Here is a 16,392-nt window from a genome sequence, read left to right on the forward strand (position 1 = left end):
GATATATTGAGATTGTAAAACGTGTACTGATTACAACCTCAAATGTATCATTTTGTTGCTTTCTCGACGAACTCGTCGTAGGTAACTTCTTTCTCGTCTAGTTTGAAGCTCTCTTTGAAGAAGGCGAGGAGTTTACGAGAGAAGATCTCATCGCTAATACGCTTGCTTTCTTCTTCGTTTTCCAAAACTTTAGAAGCGGTGTTTTTCACCATTTCTTCGTCTGGTTCCGGAATACCATACTGAAGCATTTGCGAGCGAACAGCGTTCTCTGCAAATCCCAATACTTCTTCTCTGGTGATCTGCATGTCGTTGTCCTTAGCGATGCGGTTCTCGATCAATTGCCATTTGGTTGACAACTGGTATTGAGCGTACTCCGCTTCCACTTGCTCTTCCGTCAATGGATTCTCGCTTACGGTCATCAACCAACGCTTCAAGAAAGCGTCAGGAAGATCGAACTTGGTTTTGTCCAAGATATATTCCGTAGCATCGTTCAAGAATCGACGATCGCTTTCTTGCTCGTACATCTTCTCGATGTCCTCAGCTACTTTTGCTCGGAACTCTTCGATTCCGTTCACATTCCCTTCACCGAAGATCTTGTCGAACAACTCTTGGTTCAATTCAGCAGGAACCAGGTGGTTCACACGAATGACCTGGAAGTTCCACTTCTTATTCTCATCTGTGATTTCTTCCTTAGGCAAGTTGAGCATAGAGCTCACTTCGGTCAAGTTGTTGTCGAAGGCTTTCAACACATCGAACTCAACAATATCATCCGGTCCAATTCCGATGAATTTCTTCTGAATTTTTGCGTCTTTGATGGCGCTGATCATGACCGTAGCCTCATTGCTGTGGTCACCTTCGCCAGCTGGTGTGAATTTCCCGTAGAGGGTATCTCCTTCTTCGCTTTTCTCGACATTGGTCATGGCGCCATAGCGACGAGCCAAGTCCTCTGTATAGCGATCGATCGTCGCATCATCCGCTTTGATCTGGTAGAAAGGAAGTTTGTTTTTCTTGGTGATCTTCACTTCGAACTCAGGAGAAAGACCTACTTCAAACGAAAATTCGAAGTCGTTTCCTTCGCTCCAGTCCACCTGCTCATTCTCGTCTGTAGGAATAGGGTTCCCGAGAATTTCCAAGTTTTCACTGTTCAGAAAATCAAAGACCTGCTGCTGCATTAATTTGTTTACCTCCTCAACGAGTACACCCTTTCCGTACATCTTCTTCACCATGCCCATCGGCACTTTCCCTTTACGGAATCCAGGTACGCTTGCGGTTCTTCTGTAGTTCGAAAGTACTTCCTCTACTTTCGGTTGGTAATCTGCTGCGTCGATTTTGATGCGCAATTGTGCATTCAAATCATCGATCTCCACTTTCTTAATATCCATAGAAAACGTCTTTTCCTTTGATGATGAGGGACTTCCCTCCTATTTCGAGGGCGCAAAGGTACGCATTTCCCTCAAGTTGTGGTAGTAAATAAAGCCTATCATCAGACTCCCGCTGAGGGCTCCAAAAATGTGCCAGAGGAAGTGGGTTCCCATGGGCAATAGACCCTGCGGGTCGATGATACGCGCCGTCAAGGCCATGCCAAAAGCAAGGGTCGCTCCACCTACGTATCCTATATACGCCCAATCTCTTTGACGCAGAAAGAGCAGCGTTGGAAGCAAGACCATGACGGCCATAAAGAAGTAACTAATACTGGAAGCGTACTGATCGGCCACCATCAATGGTGAGAGGCCAGTCAAAACAAAGAGACCAAGCACAAAAAGGGAGGCCTTCCACCATTTTCCTGTCACTTTCCACATGAAATATACGCTGGCCAAGACGGTGAGGATGAGAATAGGAACCCAATCCATGAAAATCCACACGGCGTGGTTTCGAAAACCGTGATACAGCGTTCCGCCAATTCCTCCGATGGCCAGAATGGGAAGTACGTACTGCAGAAAATGACCTCTAAACTCTGGCCGATAAACACGGTAGGCCCAATAAAGACACACACCAAGAAAGGCCGCTGCCGTAAGCGTATTGTACGGTTCCACGATCCATTGGTCAAAGTTCGTCTCGAAATAAATGGGCCCGCCGTCTACAGGATGAATCTGCGTGTCTTGTGCCATGATTTTCAGAACCCGAAAATATCGCTTTGGTTCGTGAATCTTTGTATCTTTGCCGTCCTTCCAATGGAAGGCAGTTCTTTTAAGCGGATATGGTGGAATTGGTAGACACGCTGGATTTAGGATCCAGTGCCGTGAGGCGTGTGGGTTCGACTCCCTCTATCCGCACAAGCAATAAGAAATCCGTTTGCGCTCTGCGCAAGCGGATTTTTTTATCGATTTACTGAGCTTGCTCAAGGAAATCAGGGAAAAAATCCGCGATGTCCTGGAAGGACCTAAACGGATTTCGTTGTGCTTGTTAGCACCTCCCAAACGGGTGCTTGCTTGCAAACTCATTTTAGACCCGCGGACGTGGCGGAATTGGTAGACGCGCTGTCTTCAGGCGGCAGTGTCACTTCGACGTGGGGGTTCGAGTCCCCCCGTCCGCACAAAAAAAAAGAAGCCCATTCGACAAAGTCGGATGGGCTCTTTGGTTTCCGGAGCTGAAGGTCGCATCCGGAACCGCACCGGGCCGCAGGCCCAAATCATTATTGCACCGAGTAGGAATACAACCTGCGAATTACGGCAGGCTTATCGCTCGAAGCGTAGGAAGAGGTGTCGTAGATCAGGCCTGTTCCCGAGGCATAGAAGAATCGATCCGTTGCGGGGAATTGATCTCCTTGAGTCGTTTTCACATATCGCTCGGAAAACATGCACTCAAATTCGCCAGCTTCCACCGTCAAGGTGCTGTCATAGTCTTGAAGGGTCTCGTATACCGTACCCCAGTCCTCCGATTGGACAACTCGTTCTGAGTAATCCGTGTAGGTAAATTTGACGTCGCCATTTTCATTGACGAGTTGACCGTCCAGCGCGCGCAGGCGCTCGTAATGTTCGCCATTTGGATTGCACACGGTGAGGCCATCCTCATTTCCAACAGTATTTCTTCTGAAGACAAAATAGGTTTCGCCCGAAATCTCCTCTGTAGCTGTAATGGATACGGAATCGACTACCGTTGACTCCAGATAGCTCTCCGAGGCAGAATCGTAGAGGTAGTTCTTGTAGACCCAAGAATTGCCCACCTTCAGAGCGAAAAAATCATTATCAGGGGAAGAGTTTTGATCACCGACGTCCTCCGATTTAGAACAGGAAACGACTGCGGCGGCGACACAAAAGACAAGCAACAAACTTCTCATTAAACATGGTTTTGAGATTAATAAAAAGTAGTGGTGTTGCGAAGGGAGAACAGTTTTGGTGACCTTCCATTAACGAGGGCTTTTTCGGAAAAATTTTGTGCGGTGCTAAAAATGCAGAAATCCGGCTGGAGCTTTACGGTTCATTTTTCATTGGCAAAAACAGGCGGAGAGCGGGATAATGTGATACTTTAAGTATCTAAAATCTCCGCTCAATGAGAAGCACTATTCTTACCCTTGTAAGCGTACTTTTTGCTTGCAGCATGCATGCACAAACGGAAGAAGAAAACATTGTATCTCGCATCTTCCTCCCCTCTTTGGAAATTGGATTCGTGGATCACGGATCTGAATTCTTGTCGCCCGGTGTTATCGTGAAAACCTCTATTGAATTGCGCTTGCGTAACAACAACGACTTCTTTTTTCGCGTGAACTACGATCCATATGATTCTGAATATCGGTTTGAGAATATCGACGGGACCTCGAACGTCTTGTCGGGAAAGGTGCTCTTTACAGATATTCTCGGAGGTTTGGGCTACCGATTTGGAGACTCCAAGTTTCGTTGTTTTTTGATGGTCCAGCCTGGAATCAAGCTGTACAACATCCCAACCGCAAGTATTTCAGACAACACCATTACGATTGAACAAGAGGGCAAGAGTATTTTCACGACCCGAACAACCGTAGGTTTTGAATACTACTTCGAAAAGAACGCCGCGCTTACCTTTGACATCTTTCAAAGTCAGGTGTGGGAAGAAACCGATTTCTGGATCGAGCGCGGAGGGGCTTGGGGCTTTTCGGTGGGCGTGATTACTGCGCTATTGTAGATTGAGAGAGATCAGAGCGCATCGAGCCGTAGGCTCAAAGTCAGGGAATGAAACAAATGATCCGCATATTTGCTTTACTATGCGCTCCGCCTACGTTTAACCTAACGATTGTCTATTGATGTACAGAATTACCCTTCTGCTTTTGATCTTTTCCCTGGCCGTTCAAGCCCAAACCGACACGACTTCCGTGGAAGAGGACGAGTTCGATTTTTCTGAATTTGAGTTAGCTGCGCCGCCTTCAAAAAGCTTTTGTAACAACAAGGTCTTGGGGCAGAGTCCCACAACCTTGATTGGTGTTTCGTATACCTTTCAAGGAGCTCATGACTTCACAGCAGGCAACCCTTCAGATAACCCATTGGAAGGAACAGGCAACCCGGATCTCAGCGAGACGAACAACATTCAGAGTACACATGAATTTGGTTTGGCAGGGAACTTCCCGGTGGTCAGCCGAAACAACATCCTGATCAATCTCAATGTCGTCTACACGGAGCAGCACTACAGCTTTACCAATGAGACGAGTAATCACCCGTTCACTCAAAGTCTTCAAGACAATCCACTTCGGAGCGCCAGTACCTTGGCCACTGTTTTCAAGCCCCTCAATGAAAAGCGATTCCTGCTGGGTCAAGTGGGGATAGCCTTGAACGGGGACTACAGCTACAGCAATTTTGATCAGAGCTTGAGCACATTGCGCTATTCCGCCGCTTTGATCTACGGTTTTAAACCGCACGATCGTTTGATGTACGGTTTTGGTGTGGCTCGGACTTATTTGGGTGGTGCCTTGAACTACTTGCCTGTGGTGTACTACTACCACACCTTCAAGAATGAAAAATGGGGGACGGAAATTCTGCTCCCCTCACGCGCCTACCTCCGCTATCGCTTCAACAGCACCAGCTTGATCGGTTTCGGATTTAATTTCTTGGGGAATACCTACCACCTCAACAATTTTGCGGATAATCCCGGCTCTTCGGTACCCGAGAATCCCATGGCCTTTCAAGGGCAAGACCTGGAATTGCGCAGATCGGAAGTCCGGTTTGGGGCTCGGTATATGCGTTCAATCAAGGGTTTCTTTTGGCTGATTGCCGAGGCGGGATACCGGTACAATTGGAGTTATGATATTGATGAAGACGGGGATTTCTTGCGCTTATTGGGTAGCGACGATCCCTACTATATTGAAAACGAATTGGGCAATCCCTTTTACTTCACCATTGGGATTAGCTATGTAAGTCCTTAAGTAGATAGCATTCTATAAAAAAGCCCCTCGGAATTCGAAGGGCTTTTTTTTTGCTCGATCGTCTTACTTCTTTTTCTTGACGAGTCTGGTCCAGACATCGGTTCGGCCAAAGACTGCTGCTCCCACAAAACCGCGAACTTCAATCTTATTCTCTTCGATGAGTTCGATCTTACAATCATAGGTGGTGCCGTTTTTGGGATCGTAGATGGTTCCGTCCTTCCACATTTCCTCTTCCGTATCGTAGATGAAGTCTTTCAATACGCGATAGCCTTTTAACGGTGTGCTGCGCAAAGACTCATCGGGATTGTTCTTATCGACCCGTGGATTACCATTCTCATCATTGGGTTCCTTCAACCACACCACTCGCCCGAAGTACTTGTTCCCTATTTTCTCAATCTTCAAATAGCTACGTCCGTCGCTTGGTGACCAAACACCAATGAGTTGATCTCCAGGATCCGATGAAGTCTCTTGGCTATTGGCCGAAATCGGCAGCATAAGGAATGCACTAAAGAGGGCAGCAAAGAATAGTTTCATATCGGTTCTTAGTTTTTGTAATTAATCATCAAGTTCAAATCCACAGAAGCATCCATTTCATCGAGAATATCTTCCGTGAGATTCACATCGAGTACCCAGGTAGCTCCTTCGTCTTTCAAAAAAGGTAAAAGATCGGTGTCTTCAGCCACGATAAGTTCAAAAGATGTACCACCCTCCAAAGGACTTAAGGTCCCTAGGGCCAACATCTCTTGGTTGTTACTGACGATCTGGAGCAGAAGACTTTCAGCCAAAGGCGCTTGTTCTACAGATAGGGCAACGGAAATTGCAGTTACGCCAACACGCCGAATATCGTCTTGCGCAATACTCAGATCTTCTTCGAGCGAACCCAGACTCATGGAGACCGGTGCCTGAAGACTGTTGGGCCCGCTGAAAAGCATCTCACCGGACACCACCGCATTCACATTGCTATTCACACTAGAGGTGCTGGTACAACCGACCAACATGACGGTCATCATTAAGCCTAAGACAAGGGTTCTCATTCGCTTTCAGATTTAGGAGCTCAAACAATTATGGACACCTGTTTCCCAGGGTCAGCGTCCCGCTAATTTACCGAATCAACCGAGAAAGGGGCCGTAAGTTCGGGTTCCGACCTATTCGGGCGCCCTTCATTGATTTCGATTTTACTAATTTCACTTACATGAGAACGCTTAAAAGCTATTTCCTTCTCGCATGCCTGATGATTTTGGGCTTCTTGTGTCCCGCGCAAATCACCGGACATGTTTCTTTTGAATCCGTGGGTATTTCTTTTGATATACCCGAAGGATGGATGGGGCAAGAGGGAGACGATGTTCTTATACTAGGGTCGAATGAAACCCCCGGTTTTGTCCTTATTTCTTCACACACCAATTCTCTTTCGAAGTTGCAGAAAGAAGCCGCTGCGGGAATGCGCGATGAGTACGGGACGGATTTACGCCTATCCTCAGATTTAGAGTCTTTGAGTTCCAATGCCATTGGAGCCGCATTCGAAGGCTATATGGAGGGAGAGCCCGCTAAAGCATATATCATTGGAGCTGAAAACCCCTATCAAGGCCCCGGACTTATGATCTTGGTTGCTACTCAGTCCGAATTGTATTCCTCGGAGCACGAACAAGTTGCGAAAGATCTTCTATCGTCATTGACCTTCACCAAGGTGGACCGAGATGCAGAACTCTCGGAATGGAAAGCATGGCTGTCCGGAGTTCGGTTGACCTATATGGATTCGTACTATTCTTCTGGATATGGATCCTCTGGAATATCCGCCGGTTATACAACGGAAAAGAAAATCGATCTCTGCTCCGAAGGATACTTCCGGTCTAAGAGCTCCGATCACGATACGTTCACGGGGAGTCGTCATACGGGATACGACAACGACAGCTCCAAAGGTCATGGAACCTGGTCCATCATCATCGGCTCTTCAGGCGACCCTACGCTTAGGCTTTCTTTTTACACCGGGGAAGAGTACGACTATCGCCTGAACTATGAAGAGGAGGAGTTCCTCATGAACGGCGATCGCTACTTCCGGACAACGGAAGGTGAATATGCGCCCGAGTGCCCCTAGGGATTCAAAAAATTTAGGAGATAAAGTCAGTAATTCCGATCACCTATTCTCTATTTATCGTAATATTGCAATATATAAATATTGATCATGCTATTATCTGAAGTCAAAAACGCGTTAAAAAAGGTTGAACGAAGTGAGTTTGAGTTGCCCAACGGCACCTTAGTTCCGGCTCACTTTCACGTCACCGAGGTCGGTCAAATTCAAAAGAACTTCATTGATTGCGGAGGGACCGTTCGCCGTGATTCCGTTGTGAGCTTTCAGTTGTGGAATGCGAACGACTATGACCATCGCCTCCACCCAGAAAAGCTCTTGAGTATAATTGAGCTCTCCGAAAAAGTCCTCGGTATAGAAGACCACGAAGTAGAAGTTGAATACCAAGGTGAAACCATAGGGAAATACGGCCTTGATTTTGACGGTCGTCGCTTTCAATTAGTAACGAAGAATACAGATTGCTTGGCTAAAGAAAACTGCGGTATTCCCGCATCTAAGCCCAAGGTCCGATTGAGCAGTTTACAGGCTTCCGAGAAATGCGCACCGGGAAGTGGTTGTTGCTAGGTCGATTGACCTAAGAAAGGAATCCTCGGGTAAAGAGGGTAACATCTTTTAAAACGTATGCAACATAAATAGAGAGGAAAGGCCGTAAATTGCGAGATCTTTGTCCGATACTACAACAAACTCGATTTTAAGATGAAATTGAATAAATGGTTGGGCGCTCTAGCGCTTGCAAGTGTGCTCATCTCTTGTACAGAAGAGAATCCAACACCTTCTTCTCAATCACCCTCAGATTATCAAACGATTGAATTGAATTCACTGCCAGCTCCGGTAAAGAACCACGTGGACAGCAACTTCCCGAGCAGTGAAATTGCAGAAGCCAAGAAAGACGTGAATCTCGGTTATGAGGTGCTGCTGGATATGGGCTGGGAATTGTACTACGACCTCAATGGGAATCATCTCCACACCGAAGCACTGAGCTCCGGTGACGACGATACACCGGTCCCCGTGTCTAGTCTACCAGCGGCCATCACGACATACATCAGTCAGAATTATCCAGGCGAAACCATCGCATGGGCCGAGATGGACGATGACGAATACGAAGTTTATCTCAGTGACGGAACTGAGCTCTACTTCGACCTTAACGGTATGTTCCTCTATGCGGAGCAAGATGATGACATCGACCCGGCGAACCTACCGGCCACTATTTTGACCTATATCACTCAAAACTACCCGAACGACAGTATCGTTGAAGCCGAACTAGACGATGATATCTACGAGGTTTATTTAAGCAGTGGTATTGAACTCTACTTTGACATTAATGGTGTTTTCCTTGGAATGGACGATGATGACGATGATGATGACATTGATCCTGCCAATCTTCCTGCGGCAATCATTACGTACATCAACCAGAATTATCCGAACGACAGTATTGTAGAAGCCGAATTGGATGACGATATCTATGAAGTTTACCTGAGCAACGGTCTTGAACTCTATTTTGACATCAACGGTAACTTCATTGGCACGGATGACGACGATGATATTGATCCTGCAAATCTGCCGGCAGCCATCATCACGTACATCAATCAGAACTATCCAAATGCAACCATTGAAGAAGCTGAATTCGAAGACAACATCTACGAGATTGAGCTGGACAACGATTGGACCCTGTACTTTGATGCCAATGGCGTCTTCCTTTACGCGGAACAGGATTAATCGGATGGTGAAAAGAAAGAAAAAGGGGGCCTTGAGCCCTCTTTTTTGCATCGTGCCGCAGGCACTACTTTTTATTAACAATGGGGTAATCCACGAGGCGATTTCTCTATCTTTGAGCTTCTGATTCAGACTCCCATTACCTTATGCTATCCGTAGATCCCAAGCAGCTTGAGACCAAAGACGTACACCAGTTTTTACTGGGCGCCATTGGCCCTCGCCCGATCGCCTTTGCAAGCACCATGGACGTGCACGGGAATCCCAATTTGAGCCCATTTAGTTTTTTCAATGTATTTAGCGCGAATCCTCCTGTATTGGTGTTTTCACCGGCACGCCGTGTGCGTAACAACACCACCAAGGATACGCTCAGCAACTGTGAAACGACCAAGGAAGTGGTCATCAATGTGGTCAATTTCACGATTACGGAGCAGATGAATTTGAGCTCCACGGAGTATCCCAGCACCGTGAATGAATTCGTCAAAGCGGGATTGACGCCGATGGAATCCAAAACGGTACGTCCCTACCGCGTCAAAGAGAGTCCAGCGCAGTTCGAATGCACCGTTCGAGAAGTGGTCCACTTAGGTGAGAATGGAGGAGCGGGCAATCTAGTCATCTGCGAAGTGCAAATGATGCACTTCAGCGAAGCCATTTTGAACGATCAGCAAAAAATCGATCAGCACAAAATTGACTTGGTGGGTCGCATGGGCGGAGATTGGTATGTACGTGCCAATGGAGAGGCTTTGTTTGAAGTGGCCAAACCAAATCGCAACTTGGGCATTGGGATTGACATGATACCCGCGCGTATTCGGAACAGCTTTATTCTCACCGGAAACGACCTCGGGAAACTCGGCAATGTAGAACGGATTCCCCATGATGAAGAAATTGATGCTATTCGCAAAGACCCTGCTGTAAGTGACATCTTGCGGCAGTCCGATGACGCATATGTCCTTCGGGAGCTCTTGCACCAGCATGCACATGAATTATTGAAAGACAATAAGGTCCAAGAAGCTTGGGCGGTATTGTTAATCGACAAACTCAACAGAAATTAAGACCTATGTCTCACGAACTGACTGGAACTATTAAAGTCATTTTTGACACCCAAACCTTCCCCAGCGGATTCTCTAAACGCGAATTCGTGGTGACGACTCAAGAACAATACCCTCAAGACGTAAAGTTTGAGGCCATTAAGGAAAAAGCCGATATGCTAGACGCCTACAACGAAGGCGAACAAGTCACGGTTAAATTCAACATCCGAGGCAACGAATACAACGGCCGCTACTACGTGAATTTGCAAAGTTGGCAAATGTCGAAGGTGGACGGTGGCAGTGCTGGGGACAGCATTCCTGACCTTCCACCATTGGAGCCCTCGCAAATGGATGGACCCGATGCAGAGGATGATTTGCCATTCTAAGTAGATGGGGTTTTCGAGTACGGTTGAACGCGCGTTCCGATGGCTACTGCCATCCCCCTTCACCATTGCCGTACTCCTCACCTTACTGACCTATATTTTGGCCCTCTGGGCCACTCCAGAACCGGTCTCTTGGACCAAGGCTGGGGAGCTATTGAATTTCTGGGACGATGGGCTCTGGAACAACGCCTTATTGGTGTTTGCCGTCCAAATGATGCTCATGCTCGTCCTCGGTCATGTACTGGCCCTAACCGAACCTTTTGATCGGCTCATTCGACGCGTCACGAGATACTGTACCACAACTGCATCCGCCGCGGCTTGGGTGACGCTTTTGACCGTGGCGGTCGGGCTATTCAATTGGGGCTTCGCCCTCATCTTTGGAGCTATTTTCGCTCGTAAGGTTGGGGAACAGGCCCTCACGGGCCGATATGAAATCAACTACCCCTTAGTCGGCGCTGCCGGTTATTCTGGTCTTCTAGTCTGGCATGGCGGATTGTCCGGCAGTTCATTGACCAAGGTTGCAGAATCCGGGCATTTGGCCTCGCTGATGACCGGCATCTTGCCCGAAGCGGAATTAGCTGCACTCCCCTCCTCCATAACTTTTGCCGAGACAGTCTTCAGTCCGATGAACATGACCGTTTCTCTTTTGCTCTTGATCGCCTTGCCCGTGACCATGTGGCTGCTCGGAAAACGCGTATCAGCCCATCCCCTTCAGTTGAAATCTCGAATGTCAATTGATCAGAGCAGCGAACGACCTATCGGAGCGGAAGTATTGGACCGCAGTCGCTGGTTTTCACTCGTCTTTGGTCTAGTCATCTTGGGATACGTGATTCAAAAGGCTTGGACCATGCCTTCCGGGCTGCTCGCCTTTTTTACCCCCAACAACATCAATTTGCTCTTGCTCGGCCTGAGCCTCGCCCTTCACTCCAGCTTCCGTAGTTTTCTCTCGGCTGTTGAAGAAGCCATTGGCGGGGTGTCTGGAATTCTCATTCAATTCCCCCTGTATTTCGGAATTATGGGCATCATGAAAAGTAGCGGTCTGGTCGGGCAGATTTCAGCGTATTTTGTTGAGATCAGCACCGAGTCGACCTACCCCATTTTCACCTTCTTCTCTGCTGGTTTAGTTAACATATTTGTGCCGTCTGGAGGAGGTCAATGGGCGATTCAAGGGCCCATCATTGTACAGGCCGCGGATCAACTGGGCGTTTCCTTATCCAAGTGCATCATGGCCATGGCTTATGGGGATCAGTTGACCAATATGCTTCAGCCCTTTTGGGCACTCCCCCTACTCGGAATTACCGGGCTTAAAGCGCGGGAGATTCTGCCCTATACGGTCGTGTTGATGCTCGTGGCCCTATTGATTTTCTTGACTGCCTTACTCCTTTTCTGATGCCCATCTATGCTTTGAGTGATCGGCTCGAATTTCCTCATCCTGAGTTGACGGACCCTTCGGGGATTCTTGCTGTTGGCGGGGACCTACGGCCCGAACGTTTGTTGTTGGCTTACCAGCTTGGCATTTTCCCGTGGTTTAACGCGGACGAGCCGCCGATGTGGTGGTGTCCCGATCCGCGCATGGTTCTATATCCAGGAGAATTGAAGGTCAGCAAAAGCATGCGCTCCACACTCAATCGCAAGGCCTTCAAAGTCACCTGTGACCAGGCCTTTGAAGAGGTAATTCAAGCCTGCGGGACCATCCCTAGGCCCGGGCAGGATGGAACATGGATTACGCCGGAGATTATATCGGGCTACTCGGAGCTGCACCGCCAGGGTTTTGCCCACAGCGTTGAAGTTTGGTCTGATGACACCTTAGTGGGAGGGCTATACGGAGTGTCACTGGGGCGGGCATTCTTCGGTGAGAGCATGTTCAGTCGTCAATCCAATGCCAGTAAATACGGCTTCATCTCCTTGGTTCAAGCCTTGGCGGATCGTGGATTTTCATTGATTGACTGCCAAGTACACACCGAGCATTTGGCCTCGCTTGGGGCTAAGGAAATCGATCGAGATGTGTTTCTCGAAGAGATTGCCGTGGCTCAAGAGACCGAAACAATGAGAGGATCATGGACGTTCTTGTTCCCATGAAGACGTGGATGTGGACCTTGTTGTTGGTGATGCTTATCGCGCCGTTAGGCGCAGATGCTCAAGACCTCATCACTTTTAATCAGGATCGGCTCGATATCAATCGATCGGGGATGTACGTGCTGGGCGGATGGGCCGCCGGAAACATGGCCCTCAGCGGTTGGCAGTATTACCAGACTGACGGCTCCACGAAGTATTTCCATCAAATGAATGTCTTTTGGAATTTGGTCAATCTGAGCATCGCTGGGATTGGCTATTACGGGGCCGTGACCGGAGCAACGGATTTGGACTTGGCCAACAGCCTCATCGAGCAGCGGAAAATTGAAAAGATCCTCCTGTTCAATGCCGGACTCGACGTTGCCTATGTTACGGCGGGCTTCTTGTTGCGCGAGCGAGCAAAGGTCAAAACGGATCGTATGGATCAGTTCACCGGTTGGGGTAACAGCCTCATACTTCAGGGAAGCTTTTTGTTTGTCTTTGATCTGGTGATGCACCAAATTCATAGGAATCACGCCTCCGAGCTATTGAATGGACTCGACGTTTCCGTTGGTCTCTCGGGGCTTGCTTTGCGATACACCTTCTAGGTGCACCTTTTCGCGCTCCACCAGTTCATCCTGTGTAGGCTTGGGCTTTCCTTTTCCTCCAGCCATGAAGATCACCAGTCCCACAGCCGCAAATAACGGAAGGGAAAGGCAGACCAAATAGAGGAAGGTTTTCATGAGGAGGAATTTAGAGCTTCTCCTCGATTTTGAACATGACAGATGTTGCTGCCTAAGCGCGTTTTACATCAAGGGCGTCTCGCAGTGCATTTCCGACCAACATGAAGCTCATCACCAACAAGAGTATGGCGACACCAGGAATGATAGCCAGGTAGGCCTTATCCACAATGATGTAGCTGTAGTGGTCCTTGATCATCCCGCCCCAAGTTGGAATGGGTGGCTGAGCCCCAATTCCCAGGAAACTCAAACCGCTTTCGATCAAAATCGCGGAGGCAAAATTGGCCGCTGAAATGACGATTACTGGCGACCACACATTGGGGAGCACGTGAACGAAAAGGGCTCTCAGCGATTGAAAGCCGAGGGCTTCCGTAGCCTCGACGAATTCTTTTTCTTTCAAGGACATGACTTGTCCGCGAACGACACGAGCGACTTCGACCCACATGGTGAGGCCAACGGCCACAAATACTTGCCAAAACCCTTTGCCCAAGGCTAGTGTGATGGCAATGACCAGCAAAAGCGTTGGGATGCTCCAAACAACGTTGATGAGCCACATGATGAAGGTGTCGACTCTTCCTCCGTAAAAACCGGCCAGTGCACCAAGTGTAACGCCCACCAGCAAGGAAATAAAGACGCTAATGAATCCTACGGCCAAGCTCACGCGCGCGCCGAGGACCATTCGGCTCAATAAGTCTCGGCCAAAGCGATCGGTCCCCAGCCAGAATGTTCGGTGGGTTGGCGTTCCGTTGACCTCGATTTTAGCGGTCGTTCCGGGTTTTTGAGCGGCCAAACTCAGGTCCATTTGATTGGCGTGAGCACTCTGGTCTGGGATAAAAAAGGGGCCAACTATGGCCGTGAAGGTGATGAGCACGATAAGCGAGAGACCAATCATACCCAAGGGCTGAGATCGGAATTGCTTCCACGCTCGAGCTGATGGAGAATCAGTCCAAGTCATCCACTATCAATAGTGCTTCTGCCAGCTCGACATCTTTGGTCAGACGTTCTTGAAAACGGCGGGTTTTCTCGAGCTGAACGGTATCGCGTTCAGCTGTCGCCATAACCAATTCGGTTGCCGTGAAATCTGCCTTGAACTCATCAATGGCCTTGAACTTCTCCGACTTATCCTCCCAGTCAGCGAGCAATTTCTGGTATGCTTCAAGCTGAAGCGGGAATTGGGAGAAATCGTCTTGCTCCTCTAGCCAGAGCGCTTCTCCTTGAATCAACTGAAACGTCTTGTTCTTTCCAACGCGTTTACCGGACTTGGCCTTAATTTGCTCCATCCGATCACCAACACTCCCAACGGTGGCGTAGTCCGCAGGTTTGATCTCATCCCAAGCGAGTGGAAACTCCAATTCTTTCTCTCCAAAATCCACCAGGTTATAAGAATTGGGGAGGACTACGTCTGGGGTGACTCCGCGAAGTTGGGTCGTGGTTCCGTCGATTCGGTAGAACTTTTGAATCGTCAATTTCAAAGCTCCGAGTGGCTTGAGTGCATCCGCCTGTCCACGTACCAAGTCATCAAACTCAAATACGTTCTGAACGGTGCCCTTGCCAAAAGTATGTGCCGCACCGACAACTACGGCTCGATCATAATCTTGTAACGCTCCCGCCAGGATTTCAGAGGCGCTTGCGCTAAAAGCGTTGACCAAGACAACCAAGGGTCCGTCATAAATAACTCCCTTTGCTTCGTCTTGCAAAACAACAGGGCTCTGACCTTTGGCCTTGACCTGTACAACCGGGCCTTGGTCGATGAATAAGCCGGCAATATCAATAGCGCCTTGCAGAGATCCACCGCCGTTGTTTCGGAGATCAAAAACAACCCCTTCAATATCTTCTTTTTGAAGTTTGAGTAGCTCGTTCTTGACGTCTTCGCCGCAATCTCGACCGCTCCCATCAAAGCTCAAATAGAATTTCGGCAAACGGATATAACCGTACTTATCACCGTCATGCTCGATTACTGCGGAGCGGGCAAAAGTCTCTTCCAACACCACGACATCTCGAATAATCGAGATCTCTGTCATGGTTCCGTTGAGCTTACGGAGGGTCAGGCGTACCTCGGTACCCTTGGGCCCTCGGATCAACTGAACTACATCCTCTATCCGCATATCCACCACATCAACGGGTTCTTCGTCGGCTTGAGCCACCTTGAGTATTTGGTCTCCTACTTTGAGTTCACCCATTCTCCAGCTCGGACTTCCGGATACAATTCGGGTCACTTCGACAAAACCGTCTTTGCTCACGAGTTGAGCGCCAATCCCCTCTAGCTGACCGGACATTTGAATTTCAAAGGCGTCTTGATCGTATGGGGGGAAGTACTGGGTATGCGGGTCAAAAACCGCCGTGATGGAATTAATGTAGACCGCATGCCAATCCTTACGTTCCATTTCATCCATTCGGTCGTACCAGTCATCATGGCTCTTTAGGACCTTTTTGCGTGCCTTCACTTCAATTTCCTCGAGACTCAGACTATCGCCTTGACGCTCGAGCAAGTCATCGACCCGCAACATGGTTCGGTATTTCAAATACTGTCTCCAGTATTCCTTTTGTTCTTCTGTGGTTGTGGCATAAGCGAGCTTACTCGGATCCGTCTCAATGTACTCTTCGACGGTGAAGTCAAAAGGTTCGGCAAGAATTTCTTGATAATGGGACTTGGTCTGCCCTATCCGCATCATGAGCGTCTCGTAAGTCGAATCGAAAAAGGTGTAATCCGAGGTTAAGACCGCATTGTCCAAATCGTTTCGATAGGCTGCCCATCCTTCAACATCAGCAGCCAAGAAGAATCGCTTTCCAGGATCCAAGGACTCCAAGTAAAAGTCGAACATGCGTTCGCTAAAGCTATTGTCGAAGGCCTGTGGTGCAAAGTGCGCCTGCTGAAGGCCACTGGTTACAAGCTGAATAATGAGCTCTTCTTTTTCCGCCTCAGACGGGCGATAAAAACTGTATACAACTCCAACACTGAGCACAAGTGTGCCCAAAACAATCATCCACTTTTTTAACATATTCAAATGTGCCATTTTTCGTTGACATTTACCCGCTTTTGCGGGTTAAGCAGGGCTCCCTACCTTTGTCT

General features: G+C 48.4%; 18 protein-coding genes and 2 tRNA genes. 12 read left to right on the top strand and 8 right to left on the bottom strand.

What is annotated here, in order from left to right:
• Positions 1-47: 47 nt before the first annotated feature.
• The gene (tig, locus tag HZ996_00660; GenBank protein QTN37705.1) at positions 48-1,382 is read right to left on the bottom strand and encodes a trigger factor; all 1,335 of its coding nucleotides are present in this window, start codon (positions 1,380-1,382) and stop codon (positions 48-50) included.
• Positions 1,383-1,421: 39 nt separating this feature from the next.
• Positions 1,422-2,108: a hypothetical protein gene (locus tag HZ996_00665; protein ID QTN37706.1), complete on the bottom strand. Its 687-nt coding sequence runs from the start codon at positions 2,106-2,108 to the stop codon at positions 1,422-1,424.
• Between the two features lie 83 nt (positions 2,109-2,191).
• On the opposite strand from HZ996_00665, the gene HZ996_00670 reads away from it, so the two are divergent.
• Positions 2,192-2,273 (top strand) — tRNA-Leu (locus HZ996_00670).
• Positions 2,274-2,450: 177 nt separating this feature from the next.
• Positions 2,451-2,533, top strand: a tRNA-Leu gene (locus HZ996_00675).
• 99 nt (positions 2,534-2,632) lie between these two features.
• Here the strand turns inward: HZ996_00675 and HZ996_00680 are convergent.
• A complete protein-coding gene (locus tag HZ996_00680) occupies positions 2,633-3,277 on the bottom strand; it encodes a hypothetical protein (protein QTN37707.1) in 645 nt (214 codons plus the stop codon).
• Positions 3,278-3,489: 212 nt separating this feature from the next.
• Between HZ996_00680 and HZ996_00685 the strand changes: the two genes are divergently transcribed.
• Positions 3,490-4,095 (top strand): hypothetical protein, encoded by a 606-nt coding sequence (locus HZ996_00685; protein QTN37708.1) that lies wholly within the window; start codon positions 3,490-3,492, stop codon positions 4,093-4,095.
• Between the two features lie 118 nt (positions 4,096-4,213).
• Entirely contained in the window at positions 4,214-5,326 is a 1,113-nt protein-coding gene (locus HZ996_00690) for a hypothetical protein (protein QTN37709.1), read from the top strand.
• Positions 5,327-5,389: 63 nt separating this feature from the next.
• On the opposite strand, the gene HZ996_00695 is transcribed toward HZ996_00690, so the two are convergent.
• Both HZ996_00695 and HZ996_00700 read right to left on the bottom strand, forming a co-directional pair.
• Positions 5,390-5,821 (bottom strand): DUF2147 domain-containing protein, encoded by a 432-nt coding sequence (locus HZ996_00695; protein ID QTN39979.1) that lies wholly within the window; start codon positions 5,819-5,821, stop codon positions 5,390-5,392.
• A 47-nt stretch (positions 5,822-5,868) separates the two neighbouring features.
• Positions 5,869-6,360: a hypothetical protein gene (locus HZ996_00700; GenBank protein QTN37710.1), complete on the bottom strand. Its 492-nt coding sequence runs from the start codon at positions 6,358-6,360 to the stop codon at positions 5,869-5,871.
• A gap of 158 nt (positions 6,361-6,518) precedes the next feature.
• On the opposite strand from HZ996_00700, the gene HZ996_00705 reads away from it, so the two are divergent.
• The 8 genes from HZ996_00705 (at position 6,519) to HZ996_00740 (ending at position 13,190) form a co-directional block, all read left to right on the top strand.
• On the top strand, positions 6,519-7,418 hold the full coding sequence (locus tag HZ996_00705) for a hypothetical protein (GenBank protein ID QTN37711.1): 900 nt from the start codon (positions 6,519-6,521) through the stop codon (positions 7,416-7,418).
• Between the two features lie 87 nt (positions 7,419-7,505).
• Entirely contained in the window at positions 7,506-7,973 is a 468-nt protein-coding gene (locus HZ996_00710) for a hypothetical protein (GenBank protein ID QTN37712.1), read from the top strand.
• Positions 7,974-8,105: 132 nt separating this feature from the next.
• On the top strand, positions 8,106-9,125 hold the full coding sequence (locus HZ996_00715) for a PepSY-like domain-containing protein (protein ID QTN37713.1): 1,020 nt from the start codon (positions 8,106-8,108) through the stop codon (positions 9,123-9,125).
• A 143-nt stretch (positions 9,126-9,268) separates the two neighbouring features.
• Positions 9,269-10,171, top strand: a complete 903-nt coding sequence (locus HZ996_00720; GenBank protein ID QTN37714.1) for a flavin reductase family protein — start codon at positions 9,269-9,271, stop codon at positions 10,169-10,171.
• Positions 10,172-10,176: 5 nt separating this feature from the next.
• Positions 10,177-10,533, top strand: a complete 357-nt coding sequence (locus HZ996_00725; protein QTN37715.1) for a DUF3127 domain-containing protein — start codon at positions 10,177-10,179, stop codon at positions 10,531-10,533.
• Positions 10,534-10,537: 4 nt separating this feature from the next.
• Complete coding sequence (locus tag HZ996_00730) at positions 10,538-11,920, top strand: short-chain fatty acid transporter (GenBank protein QTN37716.1); 1,383 nt, start codon at positions 10,538-10,540, stop codon at positions 11,918-11,920.
• On the top strand, positions 11,920-12,609 hold the full coding sequence (locus tag HZ996_00735; GenBank protein QTN37717.1) for a leucyl/phenylalanyl-tRNA--protein transferase: 690 nt from the start codon (positions 11,920-11,922) through the stop codon (positions 12,607-12,609). Before HZ996_00730 ends, HZ996_00735 begins: the two co-directional genes overlap by 1 nt.
• Complete coding sequence (locus HZ996_00740) at positions 12,588-13,190, top strand: hypothetical protein (protein QTN37718.1); 603 nt, start codon at positions 12,588-12,590, stop codon at positions 13,188-13,190. The genes HZ996_00735 and HZ996_00740 overlap by 22 nt, the downstream gene beginning before the upstream one ends.
• On the opposite strand, the gene HZ996_00745 is transcribed toward HZ996_00740, so the two are convergent.
• From HZ996_00745 to HZ996_00755, 3 genes are read right to left on the bottom strand one after another with little or no spacing between them, the layout of a single operon-like run.
• Entirely contained in the window at positions 13,128-13,325 is a 198-nt protein-coding gene (locus HZ996_00745; protein ID QTN37719.1) for a hypothetical protein, read from the bottom strand. The genes HZ996_00740 and HZ996_00745 overlap by 63 nt on opposite strands.
• A 52-nt stretch (positions 13,326-13,377) precedes the next feature.
• Positions 13,378-14,277: an ABC transporter permease gene (locus HZ996_00750; protein ID QTN37720.1), complete on the bottom strand. Its 900-nt coding sequence runs from the start codon at positions 14,275-14,277 to the stop codon at positions 13,378-13,380.
• A complete protein-coding gene (locus tag HZ996_00755; GenBank protein ID QTN37721.1) occupies positions 14,264-16,336 on the bottom strand; it encodes a carboxy terminal-processing peptidase in 2,073 nt (690 codons plus the stop codon). Before HZ996_00755 ends, HZ996_00750 begins: the two co-directional genes overlap by 14 nt.
• Positions 16,337-16,392: the final 56 nt, after the last annotated feature.

The sequence above is a fragment of the Cryomorphaceae bacterium genome, from assembly GCA_017798125.1.
In the GTDB taxonomy this organism is placed as follows: domain Bacteria; phylum Bacteroidota; class Bacteroidia; order Flavobacteriales; family ECT2AJA-044; genus ECT2AJA-044.

What these genes read in the sequence shown, in the direction of transcription:
- tig (QTN37705.1), bottom strand. Translation starts at nt 1,382, where the DNA reads ATGGATATTAAGAAAGTGGAGATCGATGATTTGAATGCACAATTGCGC.
- HZ996_00695 (QTN39979.1), bottom strand. Translation starts at nt 5,821, where the DNA reads ATGCTGCCGATTTCGGCCAATAGCCAAGAGACTTCATCGGATCCTGGA.
- HZ996_00745 (QTN37719.1), bottom strand. Translation starts at nt 13,325, where the DNA reads ATGAAAACCTTCCTCTATTTGGTCTGCCTTTCCCTTCCGTTATTTGCG.
- HZ996_00700 (QTN37710.1), bottom strand. Translation starts at nt 6,360, where the DNA reads ATGAGAACCCTTGTCTTAGGCTTAATGATGACCGTCATGTTGGTCGGT.
- HZ996_00750 (QTN37720.1), bottom strand. Translation starts at nt 14,277, where the DNA reads ATGACTTGGACTGATTCTCCATCAGCTCGAGCGTGGAAGCAATTCCGA.
- HZ996_00725 (QTN37715.1), top strand. Translation starts at nt 10,177, where the DNA reads ATGTCTCACGAACTGACTGGAACTATTAAAGTCATTTTTGACACCCAA.
- HZ996_00680 (QTN37707.1), bottom strand. Translation starts at nt 3,277, where the DNA reads ATGAGAAGTTTGTTGCTTGTCTTTTGTGTCGCCGCCGCAGTCGTTTCC.
- HZ996_00690 (QTN37709.1), top strand. Translation starts at nt 4,214, where the DNA reads ATGTACAGAATTACCCTTCTGCTTTTGATCTTTTCCCTGGCCGTTCAA.
- HZ996_00740 (QTN37718.1), top strand. Translation starts at nt 12,588, where the DNA reads ATGGACGTTCTTGTTCCCATGAAGACGTGGATGTGGACCTTGTTGTTG.
- HZ996_00705 (QTN37711.1), top strand. Translation starts at nt 6,519, where the DNA reads ATGAGAACGCTTAAAAGCTATTTCCTTCTCGCATGCCTGATGATTTTG.
- HZ996_00710 (QTN37712.1), top strand. Translation starts at nt 7,506, where the DNA reads ATGCTATTATCTGAAGTCAAAAACGCGTTAAAAAAGGTTGAACGAAGT.
- HZ996_00735 (QTN37717.1), top strand. Translation starts at nt 11,920, where the DNA reads ATGCCCATCTATGCTTTGAGTGATCGGCTCGAATTTCCTCATCCTGAG.
- HZ996_00665 (QTN37706.1), bottom strand. Translation starts at nt 2,108, where the DNA reads ATGGCACAAGACACGCAGATTCATCCTGTAGACGGCGGGCCCATTTAT.
- HZ996_00715 (QTN37713.1), top strand. Translation starts at nt 8,106, where the DNA reads ATGAAATTGAATAAATGGTTGGGCGCTCTAGCGCTTGCAAGTGTGCTC.
- HZ996_00685 (QTN37708.1), top strand. Translation starts at nt 3,490, where the DNA reads ATGAGAAGCACTATTCTTACCCTTGTAAGCGTACTTTTTGCTTGCAGC.
- HZ996_00730 (QTN37716.1), top strand. Translation starts at nt 10,538, where the DNA reads ATGGGGTTTTCGAGTACGGTTGAACGCGCGTTCCGATGGCTACTGCCA.
- HZ996_00720 (QTN37714.1), top strand. Translation starts at nt 9,269, where the DNA reads ATGCTATCCGTAGATCCCAAGCAGCTTGAGACCAAAGACGTACACCAG.
- HZ996_00755 (QTN37721.1), bottom strand. Translation starts at nt 16,336, where the DNA reads ATGGCACATTTGAATATGTTAAAAAAGTGGATGATTGTTTTGGGCACA.